Source organism: Nostoc sp. DedQUE02, from assembly GCF_034531035.1.
GTDB lineage: Bacteria > Cyanobacteriota > Cyanobacteriia > Cyanobacteriales > Nostocaceae > Nostoc.
In genome coordinates, this window is sequence record NZ_JAVRBY020000074.1 from 13294 (window position 1) to 32466 (window position 19173).

Sequence of the window (19173 nt, forward strand, 5' to 3'; positions counted from 1 at the left end):
TTAGCTTTCAGTTCTTGAGCATTAATAAAAAATCATAGACTAGTGCTTTTTGCTAACTATAATTTATCAATTTGCAACTAGTATTTCGGATAATTTAGATTTTGGCTGATCGTCTAAAACTCCTTTTTCTAACATGAGATTTAAATTGTGAAATGTATAAGCAGGCAAAACACCACGGTTATCAAATATAGAAGCAATCTCTTCAGCAGTCTTGCCACCCTTGTGTATGATTTCACCTAACTCATTTAGATAAAAATCGTAGCAAAACCTAAAATTTTTTAAATTGGTTGATAGTTGAAAACCATCAGAAAGGCTTTCAAACTTAAGGTCACTACGAAAACTTATTAGCTCATTTGGTCTAATTGTCGAAGGCATATTGTCGCTTATCATCCTCTCAAGGAGAATCTTTAGCTCGTTGGTGTCGGAAAAAGTTCCTTCGTCATAAACTATGTAGCCTAATGGCCAACGATCATCCGCATTGCAAGGACTGATAAGTTTTACACTACGGTCAACCATGTTGAATAAAAATCCTGTTACACAAGCAATTGTCCCTTGGTAAGGAATTTTGCTATCTTTATCTGCTTTTTTGAGGTTTCGCTTCCGTGTTCTTCCAGCTTCTGCTTTTGTAGTATTAGAACCTTCATTTTGAAGTGCTAATTTAACAAATGCTAGTTCCTCTGCACTAAATTCTTCATGGACTTGGTTGAACATTTTTAGGGAAAGAATGGAGAAACGATCGAGTGGACATCCCTTTTCACCTGCAAGTTTTAGTAGCGATCGAGTCCGAGATGGATCTTTCAAAGGTTGAGCTGTAGTTGTTTGGGGAAACATTCCCAATACTTCATAAAAATCGCTACAGAATTTTTCGTAGTCTGGATTATCAAGAGGATCTGTTGCCCAATAGCAAAAGCCTGCACCAGCCGCCTCTCCAAGTAGTTCTTTGATTAATTCCAGGACTTCGCGCCATAATTGGGCATTTTCTGGAGTGTAAAAGAAAATATCACTCAGACGAGGTGCAGCTACCCCACAAAACCAACATCCAACAGAACATCCTTTATTGAGTTCAAAACAAACTGGAGCATGAATAATTGAATCGTGAACGGGCTTGATAAACTGACTTTCAGTGCGAGCAATTTGTCGCGATCGCCACGCTTTGAAGTCAGAATTAGTAGGAGAATTAGCTATAGACCTGATTCGTTGTGGTCTAATTTTTTCTGCAAGTTCCCAATAACTTCTTAAAAAATTAGAATCTGATAATTTATTTTCACTCTCTTGACTCAACTCTGTATCACATAACGTCTTGATTTCTTCAAGATCGATTTTGAGATTGTAGTGAATAATAGCTCTATACGGATCTGTAGATACCTGCTCTCTAAAATCTGGATCTGCATGATACCTTTCTAGAAAACGTTTTGTATGGGTTAAGTTAAATAATTGTGTTTCCATTGTTGTTAAGTCCGTACTAAAATACTTTGATTTTTGGTACTGATATTTAATATGTAGAGACGCGATATTTTGCGTCTCTACAAGGATTTTGGGCTTAACTGAACAGTATTAGACTACAGTAAGCCTATTTCGTTTTAGCTTTGATGCCTACAGTTCATCTCCAGAGACATTTTAATCCTTTTGGAATACCGCTAAGGAGAACCTGCTATGACTCCAGAAGTTACAAAATGCCATCCTCCTGCTACAGCTTCCAAGGCTTCATCAGATAACTCTTCAGAAACTTGCGGACTTCTAGGAAGTGCTAGATAGATAGTATCTGCTGTTTCCTCCAACACTTTAACTTTGAGATTTTCAGGTAGTTCTTGACCCAACTCTCTTGCAAAAACTGCTTTAGGATTGCTGATTAGTTCTTGTTTGAACGTTTCATCTTTCCAGGCTTTGGCAATTAGTTGTGATTCAATTTCTCGACGACCTTTATTTGCAGTCATGTCAATTTCTCCTTCAATTAATCATTATTCATTAAATAGAACATAAATAAAGCTAAAAAAGTGCGATTAAAAGAATTTATTTTAATATATTTAATCCGCACTTAAACTTCTCAACTTATGTTCTTAATATTCAGTTTATCGAGTACTAACTTTAGCAGCAATTAACAATTTTTCGATTGAACTAACAATTTTTGCGCTAACTAATTGGAGTAAAACAGAGAAATTTTTAAATAATTTATATCTGGTGATATCATGTCCGCCTGATTGCTTTTTAAACCCGAATCACCCCACCCCGCCAAAGCTGTGTTTTGTCTCCCCTCCCGAAGAACGGGGAGGGGTTCTTTTATTATGGGTAATTTGGCGGACATGATATGATAGATGACACAAAAACTGTGAAAATTTCAAATTTAATGGAAAAATATATACATAAAAAAACAGGTGTTAAGTTTTGATTTAACACCTGCCACTGTATATTCACAGATTTAAACTACTTTCAAACGTTTTAGCATCCAATCAAATCTTGTTCCAGCCAATGCCATCCGATCCAAGATTATAGAATCCAGTTCATCCTCATATTCAATATTTTCATCTAATGGTTGACCTTTGCTATAAACGCGCCTGCCATAAACAATCCGACTGAGCAATTCATGCAATCTATTGGAAAGCAGAGTGGCAATTACTCGATAAAAACGAGATGCAAAACCTATATCTTGCTGTAATTTTGCGGCTAATTGCTGTCGCTTAATTGATAACACAAGTGAGTCTGCAATAGCTTGGACTGTTGCAGGAGGTAGTTTAGTATCAATGAAAGGTGTTTCTCCCACGATTTCGCCCCTTGATAATCTTGCTATTTCTCGACTTTGTGTTTCAGTACCCTCCATAGCTGCAAAAGCACGGATTAAGGGATTACGCCGATCCTCAGAAATAGAAACTGTCATCATTCCATCTAGGAGGATATACAACGCATCTACAGGCCCTCCCTCACGGATTAGTACGGTGTGAGCAGCAATTTTCTGGCGAGTACCTGTAGCAATCATCCAATCGATGTCACTATCATTTAATTCGCCTAAAACAAACAGCATATCTCTGAGCGCTTCACTTTGAACAAGCTTGCTACGACCAAGTTGAGTTATTCTGTCTGAAAGGAGAATAGCGATCGCTCGATAAAAACGGCAAGCAAAACCAACATCTCTCTGCAATTTCACCGCCAACTCCTGCTGAGGAATCGATATCACAAGCGACTTTTCAATAGCCCTGACGCTTGCAGCAGTTGTGCGGACATTAATAAACGGGATTTCTCCCACTATCTCACCGCTTGATAACTTCGCAATTTCTCGATCTTTTATTTCGTCGCCTTCTATGGCAGCAAAAGCACGACCTAGAGGATTGTTATCAGCTTGAGAAGTAGTAACTACCAAAGTTCCATCGAGTACCAGATGTAGAGTATCGGTAGTTTTTCCCTCTTGAATGAGTACAGTACCAGCAGCTATCTCCCTCTGAAGACCTGTAGTAATCATCCAATTGATATCGCTATTAGTTAATTCCTTAAGTAGAACTTCTTTCATAAAATCGATCCATATTTTTTTGGATACGCAAGTTCGCCTCCTCTGAAGCCAATTCTTCCAATGTCAAACAGGTGAGAGCGATTAAAATCAAAGTTTGGCGATTAATATCTGTTAATTGGTGTGAAGTAGTTGTGTCGGTTTGGTCTAAATCCCCATTCAACTCAGCATCAAAACGCTGCAAATTTTCTGCGGCATTCTTTACCAAAATTTGTAATATCTTAAAAGCTCCATTTGAAAGTGGTGGTTGACCCCGATAATTTTGCAGTCTACCCCCCTCTCGATAATCTGGAAATGATTCCAACCCCAAAAAGCGCAAGAACCAGTCAGCCCGATAGTTTCCTATAGCCGCCACAATACCTCTGTAGTCAGCAATCAATTCGTCGAGCAAATTGTTACGCATTGAGTTAAACAAGCAACGGGTGAAATAGTGAGTACATTCATGTTCCAAACGAATTGTCAGCGATAGATGCCGCCATTGCTGTTTTGATAATCCTACGTCGCTGGCTGAAACATTGCTATAATCACCGTCACTCAAAATAATGAACTGATCCTGATAAAGTTCCTTTTGCGGTATCAGCCGTTTAAATTCTGCTGTCCATTCAGCTTCAGAGCAATTAGGAGAATTTTGCTGCCATTGTTTGCGATATCGACGAATCCGATCCCAGTTGTTGAAACCGGCAACTATGCAAGCTCCCATAGAAGCAGGGACTAAACTTGGTTCATTCCGCATTGTTAGCGCCTGTACCAAAGATACAAAATCTTCCCGGTTCCCTGTCAGCAAAACTGGGATGGCTCCAGCTAAACTTTGATGCACCGTTAATTGCAGTCTTTCTGGTTGCTTTAAAAGCAAACCAGTTGCTTCAGCCATCCCATCCACCGATACACCTTTGCGGGTAGCAGAACGATATGCCTCAGTCTGGCTGATACCTTCGAGTATGGGAAACCTTAATTGAACCAATACACGTCTGAGTGCTGCAAAGGCTCCGATCTCCTTGCCAGCAGTTACATATTCTTCCCAAGCAGCTATATGGGGAAAAGATGGAAGCGGAAACTTGAGGGGAAGTTTTAAACAGGTGTGGTCAAAGATGTTTTGATTGTAGGCAAGCAGCTCTTGTGTCTCTTCGGGATTAGCACCGTAGTAGGCAAGTATATTAGCACGAAATTCCTGTTGATCGATCAATTGCGTTGGCATAGTTCGTCGTAGACATCGCCTCCAATAATTACCTTCCCTTCTTCAGCAAAAATCTGGCCAGCAATTTCTTTGACTGTCAGGCTAAAAGGATGGTCAGAGTGGCGCAGACAGAAAATATCGCTGCTTGCCAACTGAATTAACTCTTCAGACAAGGGTACAATGCCAGCTACTGGAGTGTTGTAAAGTGTCTCTATCTGTTGCTGTAAGGCATCAAAGTCAAAATCTGGCAGTACCTTATTAACCACCAGCACCATTTTAGACACCTCTAACTTTCTCGCTACATCTACTGTCACAGCAGTACCCTGAAAGTCTTGATTGTCTGGACGCATAATAACAACCAAAATATCAGAGATTGCGATGGAAAGTAAGGTTTCTTCATTCAGACCGGGGTGAGTATCAATCAATAGATAGTCTAAGTGCAGATGGCGGATGATCTCCTCAAAGCCGTCGTTAAGTCGGCTGACATCATAACCCTCGCGCAGAATTCGGGAAATTTCACTAGCCTTGATACTGGAGGGAATCAGGTAAAGGCTGCCATCTGCTACAGCTATCTGATCTTTCATTTTCAGAGCGTGGCTAACATTATAGACAGTTTCTTTAATGCTACAACGACCCCATAAGTAATCATTGAGGGAGCGTTGCATTTTTTTCTCATCTAGACCGAAAATAATATGAATCCCTGGCGACTGGATGTCAGTGTCAATAATACCTACACGTTTTCCGTGGCAGGCAATAGTAGCACCTAAGTTGGCAATCAGGTTTGATTTGCCAGTGCCACCACGAAATGAGTGAACAGACACAATTTTTGTCATAATGCAACAATAAAAATGGCTATTGGGCATTGGGAAAGAGAGATTTCATCTGTGGTGACGGCAATTTCGCCATCAAGCCTTTTCCCAAATGATGATGACTATTTTATTTATTCATCCACTTTTAACGGTTGACTCTTGAGCTTTTGTGCTTTTTTGTGTAACTGCTGGAAGTAATCGGTTTCAGTTTCACGAGCCTCTAGCGTTCGAGCTTTGAGCTTTCGCGCTTTTTTGTACAACTGCTGAAAGTAATCTGTCTCAGTAATTTCAGCTACCTGACTAGCTCTTTTTGCTTCGTCAATTTCAATATGCAGTTCCTTGACTTGCTGTTTCAGCTTCAGTTCTCGCGCTTTCACCTGTTGAGACATTTCTAGAAAAACACGCACCAATTGACCGATGTCATCAGTCGCACTTCCCGCTTCAACTAATTTTTGAGCATCGAAATCTTCCTCCTGTACCAGTGCTTTTGCTGCTTTTGTGAGGACACGAATTGGTTTGGCAATACTCCGCGCTAGGAATAGCGCTGTGATGGCCGCGATCGCTCCTACTGCTAGTAAGCTCAGGCTATTTTGCCAGATTAGGCGATTCAAGGGAGCGGTAAACTGGGCAATTGGTTTGTTAACGCCCAAAACCCAAGGTTCCTCAGCCAAAGGTGCAAAGCCGATCGCTTGGCGCATTTGCTCTGACGGGGAATAATAGCTAGTATGACCAGGCTGTTTAGCTTTCACCATCACCCTAGCTAACTCTGGAATTTCTAGGCTTTTAATCTGATTGAGTCCATATTGGCGATCGCTCTCAATCTGTTTGAGTTTCTCTGGTGGCAAGCGAGCTAGGCTATGGTAAAGCAGGGATTTATCAGGGTGGCTGATGATAACTCCATGCTCGTCAATCACAAAGGCATCACTAAGAGAATCTGCTTGTAGCGCATTCACAATCGCCCAGATATCTTGTCCTTTAATCTTTAAGACTGCCACCCCTACAATTGTGCCGCCCTCAGACCGGACTGGATTAGAAAAGTAAATGCCTGGCCGTTTGCTCGTTGTACCAATCAGAATACTAGAAACGTAAGGTTGTCCCTGAAGTGATTGTTGAAAGTATTCCCAAAAGGCGTAGTTTTGACCGATGAATGTTGGATCGGTGGCTGCGAGGCAGCGACCTGCTCTATCTATGACATAAACTACATCATAGTCAGGGTTAGAGCGAAAAACATTGTCTAGCGATCGCTGCATTGAGGAGCGGAAAGTTGTTTGTTTCTGGGGCGTGCTAGAAGCAAAGAAACCCACCACATCCTTATCAGTACTTATTTGGACAGCAACGCGTTGGATATCAATGATTAGTTGGTCGAGGCGACTAGCGTTACTGGTAGCTAAAAGTTCCAGTTTGCGGTATTCGCTGTCCTCCGCCCTCTTGAGACTCTGTTGCAAGTTGTGATAAGTAGTGAAGCTCATCGGTATGAGCGCAACACAAAGCAGTGCTAGCGAAAGTTTAGTCCTGATAGACCAGGTAGGTGGGTAAAAAAGCCGATGCAAATGCTTCGTTTTCATCTCTGCTTTGTTGCTGAAGTATCTGTTAAGACATAGCAATATTTCCAATAGTGTAAAAAACACTAGATTCTGAGACAATGTACAATCTTTTCGTAAAACTAACAATTCTTTCAGTTGTGTTTAGCGCTGCATTGCAGACGTTGCGCGTTGCGCCAAGCTTGGGGCGTAGTTCCATGATATTGGCGGAACTGACGGAAGAAATGAACTGCATTCTGATAACCTACAGCCTGGGCGATCGCATCTACTGGCTGGTCGGTCTTCTGAAGTAAAAAGCATGTTTCTGCTATCCGGCGATCGACAATCCAACGGTTGACTGTGCGTCCTGTTAAGCGTCTCACCTGGCTGGTGAGATAAGCTGGAGAGTAACCAACTGCAAGAGCCACATCACATAAGCCAATTGGCTGATGAAAATTAATTTCTATAAAGTCGAAGACTTTACTTAGTTGGGAACAGTCAGGAAAGATTAAATGCGGATCTGGCAATTTATCAGTATTAGCTGTGGATGGTGTCTTCAAATACTGGGACTGTGTAGCATACCACTGTTGGAGAATTTCTTGTTTTTCTAGTCGAGCAGTAATCGCTCTGATTACCTCTTCTACCGTAAAGGGCTTGATCAGATAGTCATCAGCTCCCAAATTCATGCCTTGACGAATCTCAGCTTGATTAGCCTGAGCGGTAAGAAAGATGAACGGGATAATTGCTGTAGTAAGATTTTGGCGCAGGGTTCTTAAGACACCATAACCATCAAGTTTCGGGATCAGAATGTCGCAAATCACTAAATCTGGCAAACATTCTTGTGCCTTCTGAACGCCAATAACACCGTTTTCCGCAGCGATCGCTTCAAACCCCTTTATGTGCAAACTGTCTAAAAATATATCTCGGTTTTCTGCCTCATTTTCAATTACTAAAATCTTTTTCATTGCCCCCTCCTAAAGTGTAGTTATTAGTTTTAGGCAAGAACAAGCTCCTGTAGCAATCTATTAATTTACTGATGCGTTGTTCTACTTGTTTCTCTTGCTACTGCAACTTTTTTTATGCGAAGTGATAGATTTTTTTACAAAACTTTACCAAATATCCTCTAAATGTAAACATTCAGAACGAAAACAATTGTTTGGCGTAAAATTTCCGGCTGGACAGCGAGAGAAAAATAGAGATTCACTTTCGCTTTTTCTGCCGGGAGCAACGCGATTTTGGGCGTTGCTGATTCCATGTATGATGTAGGATTTTGCATAATACCAAAATCCTTGTAGAGACGTAGCACTGCTACGTCTCTACATCCAAATTCATACTTTAATTCAGCAACGCCCGATTTTGTGAGGTTGGCAAGATTGATTGCAGACTTATGAGCGTTGGCGTAGCCCGCCGCAGGCATCGCAGCGTAACTATTCGTAATTATTTCTCGCAATTTTACTGTGGGTTTTCTATCTATCCTTATAAGCGTCAGATTGCAACGTCGGTTTTTTCATCGACCTGCAATGTGATCGCATCGACTAACAATGCGATTGTATCGACTGACAATAGCATTGTTATGTCTGACTTTCTTAATTTTGAATTTTGAATACTTCGGCTCCCTTCTCTACGAGAGGCTGCGCCAACGACTGCGCTCAGGGCAAGACGCTCAGTACAAATTTTGAATTTTGAATTGGTATTACTCACTCTCTAAATTGCAGCACTCCACCTTTGGTTCAGTTGCAAAATCATTCAAACCAACAGCTTGCAACAGCGCTTTCCAAGAAGGATCTTGCAAATTGGTGCGACGCAATTCATTAGCAGCGCTCAACGCTTCATACCAAATACCATTAGCCGCATAAAGATTTACTTGCTGGCGTGATGTTGCTTTTTCTAATTGAGTTTTTAAAGTAGGGTTTAATTGCTCCCGCTTTACATAGCCTTCAAGATTAGCAATAATTTGGTTATCCTTCTGACAGTAGATGTTAAAATACCATCGGTATTGCTTGCCAATCTTTAAAGGTGCTGCTTTTGATGGCAAACGAAGGTTTACTACTCCCGGTGTCCCTGTTAAAGAAGTTTTATAAATAGTCTGATTTTCTGCTTCATCTTCTAGCACAAACTCTCCAAATGCATAGTCCGATGCATAAGGAACATAGAATAAGAAACTAGGATGCTCTGCGATCGCTTCTCCAAACACCAATTCTGAATTTGAATAAACAGGTACTAAGGCTGTGAGCTGCTTTTGAAATGAAGTCACTGGCTGATTGATATCCTGACCACAGCCACGGCTACCTGCTTCGGTTCGCTTACCTGGTTCTCCAATACCTTTTGGTGGAGGCGGCGCAGCAAAAATCAATGATTGATTTAATTGTCCGTTAGGATTTGCAGGCTGTGCCTGCACATCTATACAACTAAGGAATGTTAAACTAACGGCGAGGAAAATTTGAATCTTTTGCATAGATAATTTCATTTTTCATTTATGCCTCAAGTTGTAGAAGTCACTTGTCGCTGTTGTGAAATTAGATAAATTGCCACTGTGCCGCCAGTAACGACTAAAACCAAAGCTGACGGAACTAGGGGAACCCAAATCCCTTGGTAAAAGAAAATTAAGCAAAGCACGTATAAAACACCAAATACACCTCCTTGTGCCAGTACTAAATATACTCCCGACCGATCGCGCCAAGGAAATATCTGCACAACGGTAAAAGCGATCGCACCTCCAACCACAGACCAACCCCAAATCCACAACACTTCACCCCAAACAGGCAAAACTGAGATCAAAGGTCGCTTATCCATAACAGCACTCACTAACTGACTCACCATTTGTGCTTGCAAAATCACCCCTGGTATTTCTTCAGAAGAACCTTGCCCAGTTATGTAAGGAGTAGGAATATAATCACGGAAGCTTTGGGCAGTGGTACCAATGAGAACAATTCGGTCTTTGACTTGTTCGGGATTGACCTTACCCTTAAGAACATCTGTAAGTGTGACTTGAGGAGCAATATCTCTTGAAGAACCTTGGTAAGAGCGGTAATTGAGCAATATTTGATAGCCCTGTGTATCCGCTTGTTGATAGCCTCCCGTGTGCGATTCTGCTTTGGAGACATTTGACAAGCCCAACCTCTGAAAAACAACGTTACCTAGCTGCAAATTTCCTTGGGGGGTGTATTGAGCAGAAATTCCTTCTTTTTCTAAGTAGTGGAATGCTAGTTGGGCGTTAAGGGCGTAGGGTGCAGTACAAAGGGATGTTGGGTCTGCTGGTTGCATTGCCAATAAATGACGACGCAAAACATTGTCTGAATCTGGGATAATATCACTAAAACCTTGGCGTTCTGGTGGAACCTCTTTTGGGGATGGAACTCCTGGATAGTTTTGTGTGCGATCGCTAACTTTGCAAATTGCAAAGAAATTGGTTAAAGAAGCTTGGTTAGGTTGTACCGGATCGCTACGATAGATATCCAGGCCAATACTTCGGGGTTGCAACTTTGCTAGTTTCTCCAAAAGTTTTGTCAGTGCCAGATTTGACAGCGATCCACTTCTTTGCTTTTGCTCTGGTAAGTAAAGATCGTCTTCGGTGACAGTGACTATCAAAAGGCGCGAATCTTGCTTTTCTTGGGGACGCGATCGCATTAATTGGTCGTATGAGAGCAACTCCCATGTTTGCAATCCTCCTTGGTGTCTTATTCCTAAAACACCAGCAGTTATCAGCAAACTCAAAATTAACAAACTTTCGAGACGGCGAGTATTAAAAAACCATCGAGACTTTAACCAAGTTATTGGCACTACGCCAGGATGTTCGCTAATTACTGGCAACCAACTTGCACCTGGATATTCCTTTTCTATTCCTTTGAGCCTTTGTCTGGCAATGCGAACCGCAGCATATATAGATTGTCCTGAAGAAAAAACCTCTAGAAAATGCTTTAAAAATTTTTGAGCTACCCGATCTGGCACTGGTTCCCGCATGACAATAATTTGCGGAATCTGCAAATCTTGCAGTTCTCGCGCTAATCCTAATCCATCACAGGAGTTAAAAATCGCTAATTGTAAACCGTTGGCAACGGCATTTCTCAGTGCATACCTGAGTTCATCAATTGTTAATTTATCTGTCTGATTAATATAAATACAACTATTTTCACCCTCGCTTTTACTATGACCTGCGAAAAATAAGATATTCCAAGGTTGTTTCCACAATTTTTCATCGATGTCTGAATATTGAGGTTCTACCAAAAAAGTCGTAGCAGCATTAGGTAATTTTTCTAGTAACCTGCGGTCTTGCTCCACATCAATACCATCACTATCGCCTAAAATTGCCAAAATTCTAATTTTATTTCTCCAGAGCGATGTCTGCAATGCACCTGTTACTGCTTCTGATTCTGGAACACTAAGAACAACTTCAGCTTTGAGATAATCTCGATCTATCAAATCCCATAAATGCCAAGGAAGTTTCTTGAGTTGCAAACAATGAGTGCGAATCAACACCCGCACTTCCTCTTCTGGCATCAGGTGTTTAAGCCATTTTTCGCGCACGGGACGAAAAGACTCTGACAGCAACCAGTTATTCAGATGCTGCCGCACCTCACTAGCTTTTGTGTCGCACTCCTGACATCGCTGGGAGATAGAACCATCGTAAATAATTTTTTTGGCTTTGATGCGGGTAAATTTCCACAAGCTGCGATATGTGGATTGCCACTGTTCAATTGCTGTTGCCATATTGAGATTGGAAGGCAGTTTGCCAGTAATTTCTGTAGTCGGGCGTTTGCCCTCTTCTCCAATTTCCAACGTCACCTGCACACCTAAGTCCAAATCACCATCTAGCTTCAGCACAACTAACTTTCTCATTGGCAGCACCTCTGTTGTTGTTCTTAACAAATGGCAAAATTTTCTGTGATGCTGATATCTCCCAGAACAAGTTTAACGCTGAAACGTTCTCTCACCTCACAACTAAACTCCAATTGAATATTCTTATTGCTGCTTCTAGTTTGAGCTTCCATCACAGATGCTCCTTCAGAATCCAGCACAATTAAATGGAGATTTGGTGGTAGATAATGTTGTCCATTTGTCGGATGTACTTCTACGATAATGTCCATTTCTTGCTCATTGTTTGGAGGCAGACTAATGACTAAAACCACTGCTTGTTCCCGCAATTTTCCCAAATCAATCAGTTTGCCTCTACTAATAAAAGCACCTGCTTCACTTCTCAGACTCCAAGCTGGATTGATACCTTGAGTACCTAAAATAGTTTCAGTTTCTTGCCAACCAGTTTCAAAAATATTCTCCAGCCATTGCTTCAATCTAACTAAATCCTGATTATAGATAAGCTCATCAGCTATTTCAGCAAGCTGTAATTGAGAAAGTTCTTCTAAATAACCCAATAAATTGTCTAAAGGTTGCAATTGGTTAATCGGGAACAAATCAGTTTGTACCTGCTTGACAAATCCTAGCAGTGTTGCTTCTCTAAATGATTTACTGATTTGCACAGCTACATAACCAATTCGATTTGACTGTACTTCAGGTGGCACATAAACAAATTGTGCATCTGACAATACTGGACGACATTCTAACAAGCCCAAGTTTTTTATAAACAAATCAGCGACATCCATTAATGTCTGTTGTATGACATTCCAACTATCACTTTTGTTCAAGTCTGTCTCAAATCCCATGCAAAGTAGATAATAATTTACGAAAGACACAGACAAAGTATTGAGATAAACTTGTTCACCTTTTGCTGGCGTGGCTTGTTGTCTGCGTAACTCTTCTGCTCGATGTCTTCCATCCACAGGTATCGGGGCTGAAAATGTTAAAATTTCTCTGATTTCGCTCATATTTTTTGCCTAGCTAGTTAGATTATATTAAAGATTAAATATATAAATATTCTTGAAACTTATTAGCAAATTTTTTCAGACAACGTTGGTAAAAAGTATGGAGAGATGTGATTTCAATGCCCCATTCGGCTGAAATATCTTTCCAAGTAATACCTGAACATCTTCTTGTAGCTATAGCTTGAAAATTTGCCTCTGGATGACCTTTGATATGTTCTTTGCAAAAAATTAATTCTGGGTCAGTTTCTATGCATTCTCTTACTTGTTCAAACAAAGATACAGGTTGAGATGAGGGTATATTTTCCCAGTGAGAGCTTTCGAGATTTATTTCATTTGTTTTGCCGAGAATTTTTGGGATAGCCTCTGGAAAAAAGCGTCTAGTTAATAGCATATTTATCCAAGTCACCACTTCGCCCCGTTCTGGGTCATACTTATTAATATTGTTGTCTTGACAAATATAGAAAAATAAATTTTGTACTGCCTCATCATAGATATCTTCATAAGCTAGTTCAAATTGACCTTTATAAGGATGAACAAGCTTACCTGACTGCCAAATAGCATTAATCAGGCTTGTTAAAGCTATCCGCTTTTCCTTGGTTAAATGTGTGTATTTTTGGGCTGCAAGTGCTAATTCTTTAAGTTGTACATCTAGTTGTTTCCTTGGGTCATTAGCCATAAAAGACCTCAAATCAGAAGCTACCAAGTTACTAATCGCACTATATCTCATGTAGTAATCCTGACTTTTACACAAAGCAGCCACAATTGTTACAAAACTTTTTGCTTGTGCATTAAATCCGATTGTTGATCGTTTAGGGAAACTTAAACAAAAATTAAGCCCAAATATAGCCCAAACTAGCTTTATAACAGGCGAATACGTCACAATTATGGGTTAAACAATCAAGTCAAGCCGTCCAAAAAGTAATATCGGGTGAGCCAGGGCAGCCGCATCATATCAATAAGACTAGTCTATTGAGAATAGACTCAAAAATAATCTCATTAATCCCTGTTTATTGACGAAGATTTTAGCGTTGGCGTAGCCAGCCGCAGGCATCGCTTTGAGCCTTGGAAAATAAATCAAGCCAGAAATACTGATTTTTCGTTGGGTCTTAATGTTGGTTGTGATCAAGAGTACTTTAGATGCGTTTGCCCTGAGAACGTTAATAAGCCAAATATCACAACTAGTTAATATTTGATAGTGATTTGGGCAAAATGATCTCAGGCTCTTTACATGAGAGTAGATTTGGCCAAATTCTCTAACGATAACTTCTTCACCAGCAAATTTATAAATATGAGCAACTGTACCAAAACAAAATCTCTGCATGGTTATCGCATTTTCAAGTTATTTTACTCTGGTAATAGACAAATCAATTCACTGGATTGAGATATACATAGCTTTCTCAATGTCTAAAACTAAAAAATAGTGAATCAGTATGTCTATTGAAGAGTTAAATCAAGAGTTAATCAGCTTACGCCAATGTCTTCAGCAACTAAAAACAGATAATGCTGAACTACGCCAGACAGTTCTAGAATATAATAATCAATTACAGCAACACAAGAGCGAACAGCTTGCTGCAATGCAAGAGCGCCAACTGATAGAAGAACAACTGCAAACTGCTCAACAGTTTCTGCATTCTGTGATTCAAACAATGCCTGTAGCAGTTTTTGTCAAAGATGCAGCTGATCTGCGAATTATCTTATGTAATCGAACCGCAGAAAAGTTAGCTGGTGTCAGTGCTGATGAAATTTTAGGGAACAACGACTACGACCTATTTCCCAAAGAAGAGGCCGATTTTTTTACCCAACGAGATCACGAAGCACTTAATAGCAAAACATTGTTAGAGATTCCTGAAGAAAGAATTCGGACAAAAAGCGGCGACACGCGCATTTTACAGATTAAAAAAGTTCCGATTCTTGATTCTCAAGGTCAGCCTAAATATTTACTAGTAGTTCGAGACGACATTACAGAACATAAACAAGCAGAAGCTCAACTTAAACAGCAAGCAATAGAACTAGAACAAACACTCAAAGAATTACAAACTACTCAAGCTCAACTCATCCAAAGTGAGAAAATGTCTTCTCTGGGTCAATTAGTTGCTGGAGTTGCCCATGAAATCAATAATCCAGTTAATTTTATCTACGGCAATTTAACTTACGCTAACAAATATATCCAAGAATTACTAAATCTACTTCATCTTTACCGCATAAACTATCCTAATCCTGCATTAGAAATTCAAAGGACAATTCAGGCAATGGAATTCGATTTTTTAGTCGAAGATTTGCCAAAATTACTCTCTTCAATGCAAGTCGGTGCTGAACGCATTCAGCAAATCGTGGTTTCTCTTCGTACCTTTTCGCGGCTAGATGAAGCTGAGTTAAAAGCAGCAGATATCCATCAAGGTATTGACAGTGCTTTGATGATTTTAGAACACCGATTTAAAACAGAAGCAAATTATCCTCCAATTCAAGTAATTAAAGATTATGGCAAGTTACCCTTGATTGAATGCTATGCCAGACAGCTAAATCAAGTATTCATGAACATTTTGACTAATGCAGTTGATGCTTTAGAAGATTCATTAATTCAAGGGAAACTCTCACATAACCAGCCACAAATTCGGATTTGTACTCAAAAAATAAATGCTCAACAAATAATTGTTCGGATCGTAGATAATGGCCCTGGTATTCCCGAACAAGTTAGACAAAAGTTATTTGATCCTTTTTTTACTACCAAAGCTGTTGGTAAAGGTACTGGGCTAGGTTTATCGGTTAGCTATCAAATTATTACCGAGCGGCATGGTGGTTCGTTAGAGTGTGTTTCTTATCCTGAAGGGGGAGCAGAATTTATTATTACAATTCCAGTTGCACAGCCCAAACAGTAGACTTCTTGCAGAAGTGGGGTAAAGGGGAAAGGATAGCCCGATGTGGCGATCGCTTCTCCAATACAAGTCTACAATCTCGTTTCGCGGCAGTGGGAACGGGGGTTTACTAGAGGAGGTGCGCTGTGGCAAGCGGGTACCATTCGTGTTCAGTGGGGAGTAGTAGCTATTAGATGGGAATTTGGATACAAAATTCTGTTTCTTGGCTTGTTTTTGAGGTACATGTTAACTTGCTTTGGTGCATTTCTACTACAATCTGATAACTAATAAATAAGCCAAGTCCGGTTCCTTTACCAACAGGCTTTGTTGTAAATAACGGATCAAATATTTTGGAAATTACCGATTTAGGAATAGCCAGACCATTGTTTTTAATGCGAACAGCAAGCCAAGTTTTATCAATAAGTTCAGTATTAATCCAAATAGTAGGAATGAACGGTTGGGATTGACAATTTTGACTAATTGATAGGTTATTAATTGCCTCATTTAAAGCATAGACAGCGTTATTTAAAATATTCATAAATACTTGATTAAGTTGCACAAGCGAGATAGCACTTTACCTTGGGAATTAATCCATAGGTTTTAATTACTTGAATTTCCAGATTTTTCGAATCGTTTTGGAGACGGTGACTTAGAAATGTGATTGTGTGATTAATACCTGTATGGATATCAACCTTTTTGATTTCTGTTTCATCCAACCGAGAAAAATTTCGCAGTAACAGCACAATTTCTCTAATACGTTCGCTGCCAACTTGCATCGACTCCAGTAGCTTACCTAAATCTTTTTGAATAAAGTCTAAATCCCAGGTTATTATTGCTTCTTGAATATCTAGTGAGGGAACTGGATAGGTTTGCTGGTAGAGTTCCAATATTTTTAATAAGACTTCTGTATACTCAGATGCATAGCTGAGATTAGCGTAAATAAAGTTAACTGGATTATTAATTTCGTGAGCAATTCCTGCAACTAATTGCCCCAGACTCGACATTTTTTCAGTTTGCACCAGTTGAGCCTGAGTATATTTGAGTTTCTCAAGGGTAATTTTTAGGTCGTAATTAGCTTGAATTAGCTCAATATTTCGTTGTTCTACCCTAGCTTCCAGTTCCTCATTCGTTTGCTGAAGTAATGCTTCTGCGTGTTTGCTATCGCTAATATTGATCAGTGAGCCAGAGAATTCTGTTTCACTTTGAGGTTGAGCAGACAGTTCCAACCAAACAATTACACCAGTTTGATGGCAAAACCGGAGTTCTTGGCAAACCTCTATTCCGGTTTGTAGCTTTTCTAGAGTTTCTGACCACAAGTGCCGATCATCCAAGTGAATGAAATTGTCTAAAGCACTACCGATGACATCTGCTATCCCATAACCAAGGGTATTTGTCCAGGCTCGGTTGAGGAAATTGAGATTACCCAAGCGATCGCACTTAAACACTATTTCGCGCAGACTATTTACCAATTCCCGGTAACGCCACTCGGACTTATTTTGCTCCCCATCGGCTTGTAAATCCTGACAATAGTGGCAGCGTCTATAATTTAATTGATGGTGGGCAATATCATCTTCAACCTTTAACAGTTTAGCTGCTTTTTTTACAGCTTCTCGCTCTTCAGTTGCGTAATTGTCAATACGAGCCATTTGAATTGCATGATACAGCAATGACCTTGATTTAGACCAAGTAGGAACATCAACTGTGATCTTACTCAGTAAATTTCCTAAGTCAGCATTATTGTTGCTGACAAGTTCGGAATTTTCTGCTTGGGGAATATGAGTACAAATTCCCTGGCGATCAAATTGCCAACCGTGATAACTACACATTAAATTCCCTGTTTCATCATCAATACGCCCCTCACTTAACGTGAGTTCGACAAAACTAAAAAATAGCAGGAGGCAGTGCAGGTAAGTCTTTTGGATAAATGTCAATAGATGGTTTTTTGGGCAAATAGGTATAAGCAGTCAGCCCTGCCATTAAATTAACCAAAAAATTAAATGGACTACGATGCCGTGAGTGTTCAATTTGACATATATTTTTGAGATGGTCATTGACTGACTCAATCACTGCTCGTTTGCGTAACAGAATTTTATCAATCAATTTCATCAGACGGTTTTTCATATTTTTCTTGGATTTTGTTACTAGCTCTAAACCTCGCTTGTATAACTCCTCAAATAATTTTTGTGAGACATATCTTCGGTTAGCAAAAAGTTTACCAACTAAATCTTCAGTCATATCTGGAACTGGCTTTCGGTCATCGACATTTGCGGGGGTTAACTTGAATGCCAGCAATTCTCCACAGTCATTAATTATCAAATGAAGTTTACTTCCGTTGTGCCAACCCACAGAATTCTTCCCCCATTTTACTAAGCCTTTAAATACTTTATGTGCATGTGCGCGGCAATTATGGCACACATTAATCGGAGTTGAATCAATAAAACTAATTTCCGTAATTTCTCCCGTCCTTGTATGCAAAAAACAGCACAACAGCATTAGGCTCCAAGGCATCAATTCTACAAATCTGGTATAGCTGACTAAGTTGGGAAATGCCTCTCGCCAACTAGGTAGTACGTGCAATGTGTACAATGCCTGGATATCGAATTGCACCAACCTGTAGCGAATATGGTGGTGTACGACACCCGCATTTCTCACAAGCTTGAGGGGATATTGGGCAGAGGGGCAGCACTTCGGCTACGCTCAGTGACCGAGGGGCAGAGGGGATTGAACTTGGCACATTGAACTCTCCTCTGCTCCCCTGCTCCCCTGCTCCCCTGCTCAAGCGCAGGCTTATTCGAGATGTGGTGAGAAATCCGGGGACAGTCCTGGCTAGTTGTTGAAAGTCAAGCAAGAATTGAAGCTGACCTCAAGCAGCTCGAAAAACGTTTAATTAAAAAGTTATCACTTGCCCAATCTGAACTTCGGCAGTTATTAAACCAAGAATTTGCTTGCTCAAAAGATGCTCTGGTTGCTGCACAACGCCTCAGTTCTAAGTTGCCCTTACATCAGCTTAATATCCAAGTTTTTGAGGTCAAAAAACATACTCGACGTGGTAGACCTAGTAAGGATACTTCTGCCACCTTTTACTACCAAGTTGATGCAACCCTAGAACCCAAGGAAATAGCGACCGCCATTGAAACCAAACGAGCCGGAAGATTTATTTTAGCAACTAATATTCTTGATGCTGAACAACTCAGCGATGACGATGTTTTACGGGAATACAAGGCACAACAGTCTACTGAGCGTGGTTTTCGGTTTCTTAAAGACCCTTTATTTTTTACTTCCAGTGTATTCCTCAATTCGACTGAGCGAGTTGCTGCATTAGCAATGGTTATGGGTTTGTGCCTGCTTGTTTATAGTCTGGGTCAAAGAGCTTTACGTCAAGCCTTAGAGGTTGTTTGAAAAGTGGTTGGCTGTGATTTTAGGCACTTAATTGATCCCCCCAACCCCCCGATAAATTGGGGGGCAAAACCTTTCAAAGTCCCCCAATTTATCGGGGGATTTAGGGG

16 protein-coding genes and 1 pseudogene are annotated in these 19173 nt (G+C 40.3%); 2 read left to right on the forward strand and 15 right to left on the reverse strand.

The window, feature by feature from the left end:
• Positions 1-66: 66 nt before the first annotated feature.
• From RMX98_RS31710 to RMX98_RS31765, 12 genes are all read right to left on the reverse strand, one after another.
• Positions 67-1446: a radical SAM family RiPP maturation amino acid epimerase gene (locus RMX98_RS31710; protein WP_322675898.1), complete on the reverse strand. Its 1380-nt coding sequence runs from the start codon at positions 1444-1446 to the stop codon at positions 67-69.
• Positions 1447-1637: 191 nt separating this feature from the next.
• Positions 1638-1934: an NHLP leader peptide family RiPP precursor gene (locus RMX98_RS31715; RefSeq protein ID WP_322675897.1), complete on the reverse strand. Its 297-nt coding sequence runs from the start codon at positions 1932-1934 to the stop codon at positions 1638-1640.
• 482 nt (positions 1935-2416) lie between these two features.
• Entirely contained in the window at positions 2417-3499 is a 1083-nt protein-coding gene (locus RMX98_RS31720; RefSeq protein ID WP_322675896.1) for a cyclic nucleotide-binding domain-containing protein, read from the reverse strand.
• A complete protein-coding gene (locus RMX98_RS31725; protein ID WP_322675895.1) occupies positions 3480-4691 on the reverse strand; it encodes a DUF7005 family protein in 1212 nt (403 codons plus the stop codon). Before RMX98_RS31725 ends, RMX98_RS31720 begins: the two co-directional genes overlap by 20 nt.
• A complete protein-coding gene (locus RMX98_RS31730) occupies positions 4676-5503 on the reverse strand; it encodes a MinD/ParA family protein (RefSeq protein WP_322675894.1) in 828 nt (275 codons plus the stop codon). Before RMX98_RS31730 ends, RMX98_RS31725 begins: the two co-directional genes overlap by 16 nt.
• Positions 5504-5610: 107 nt before the next feature.
• A complete protein-coding gene (locus RMX98_RS31735) occupies positions 5611-7044 on the reverse strand; it encodes a cache domain-containing protein (RefSeq protein WP_322675893.1) in 1434 nt (477 codons plus the stop codon).
• Between the two features lie 110 nt (positions 7045-7154).
• Complete coding sequence (locus tag RMX98_RS31740; protein ID WP_322675892.1) at positions 7155-7964, reverse strand: DNA-binding response regulator; 810 nt, start codon at positions 7962-7964, stop codon at positions 7155-7157.
• A 158-nt stretch (positions 7965-8122) separates the two neighbouring features.
• On the reverse strand, positions 8123-8449 hold the full coding sequence (locus tag RMX98_RS31745) for a hypothetical protein (protein WP_322675891.1): 327 nt from the start codon (positions 8447-8449) through the stop codon (positions 8123-8125).
• Positions 8450-8692: 243 nt separating this feature from the next.
• Positions 8693-9454 (reverse strand): DUF928 domain-containing protein, encoded by a 762-nt coding sequence (locus tag RMX98_RS31750; RefSeq protein ID WP_322675890.1) that lies wholly within the window; start codon positions 9452-9454, stop codon positions 8693-8695.
• 26 nt (positions 9455-9480) lie between these two features.
• Complete coding sequence (locus RMX98_RS31755; protein WP_322675889.1) at positions 9481-11835, reverse strand: CHASE2 domain-containing protein; 2355 nt, start codon at positions 11833-11835, stop codon at positions 9481-9483.
• A 23-nt stretch (positions 11836-11858) separates the two neighbouring features.
• Positions 11859-12818, reverse strand: a complete 960-nt coding sequence (locus RMX98_RS31760; RefSeq protein ID WP_322675888.1) for a DUF1822 family protein — start codon at positions 12816-12818, stop codon at positions 11859-11861.
• Positions 12819-12852: 34 nt separating this feature from the next.
• Entirely contained in the window at positions 12853-13695 is an 843-nt protein-coding gene (locus tag RMX98_RS31765; RefSeq protein WP_322675887.1) for a sigma-70 family RNA polymerase sigma factor, read from the reverse strand.
• Between the two features lie 550 nt (positions 13696-14245).
• Here RMX98_RS31765 and RMX98_RS31770 point away from each other — a divergent pair.
• Entirely contained in the window at positions 14246-15691 is a 1446-nt protein-coding gene (locus RMX98_RS31770) for a sensor histidine kinase (protein WP_322675886.1), read from the forward strand.
• Between the two features lie 166 nt (positions 15692-15857).
• Here the strand turns inward: RMX98_RS31770 and RMX98_RS31775 are convergent, their stop codons facing one another.
• Genes RMX98_RS31775 through RMX98_RS31785 form a run of 3 tightly spaced genes read right to left on the reverse strand, consistent with a single transcriptional unit; the run spans position 15858 to position 18319 of the window.
• Complete coding sequence (locus tag RMX98_RS31775) at positions 15858-16205, reverse strand: sensor histidine kinase (protein ID WP_322675885.1); 348 nt, start codon at positions 16203-16205, stop codon at positions 15858-15860.
• A gap of 10 nt (positions 16206-16215) precedes the next feature.
• Complete coding sequence (locus tag RMX98_RS31780; RefSeq protein WP_322675884.1) at positions 16216-17598, reverse strand: PAS domain S-box protein; 1383 nt, start codon at positions 17596-17598, stop codon at positions 16216-16218.
• On the reverse strand, positions 17549-18319 hold the full coding sequence (locus RMX98_RS31785; protein ID WP_409882044.1) for an IS982 family transposase: 771 nt from the start codon (positions 18317-18319) through the stop codon (positions 17549-17551). Before RMX98_RS31785 ends, RMX98_RS31780 begins: the two co-directional genes overlap by 50 nt.
• A gap of 165 nt (positions 18320-18484) precedes the next feature.
• Between RMX98_RS31785 and RMX98_RS31790 the strand changes: the two are divergent.
• Positions 18485-19054: pseudogene (locus RMX98_RS31790) on the forward strand (IS1634 family transposase); the annotation flags it as partial.
• Positions 19055-19173: the final 119 nt, after the last annotated feature.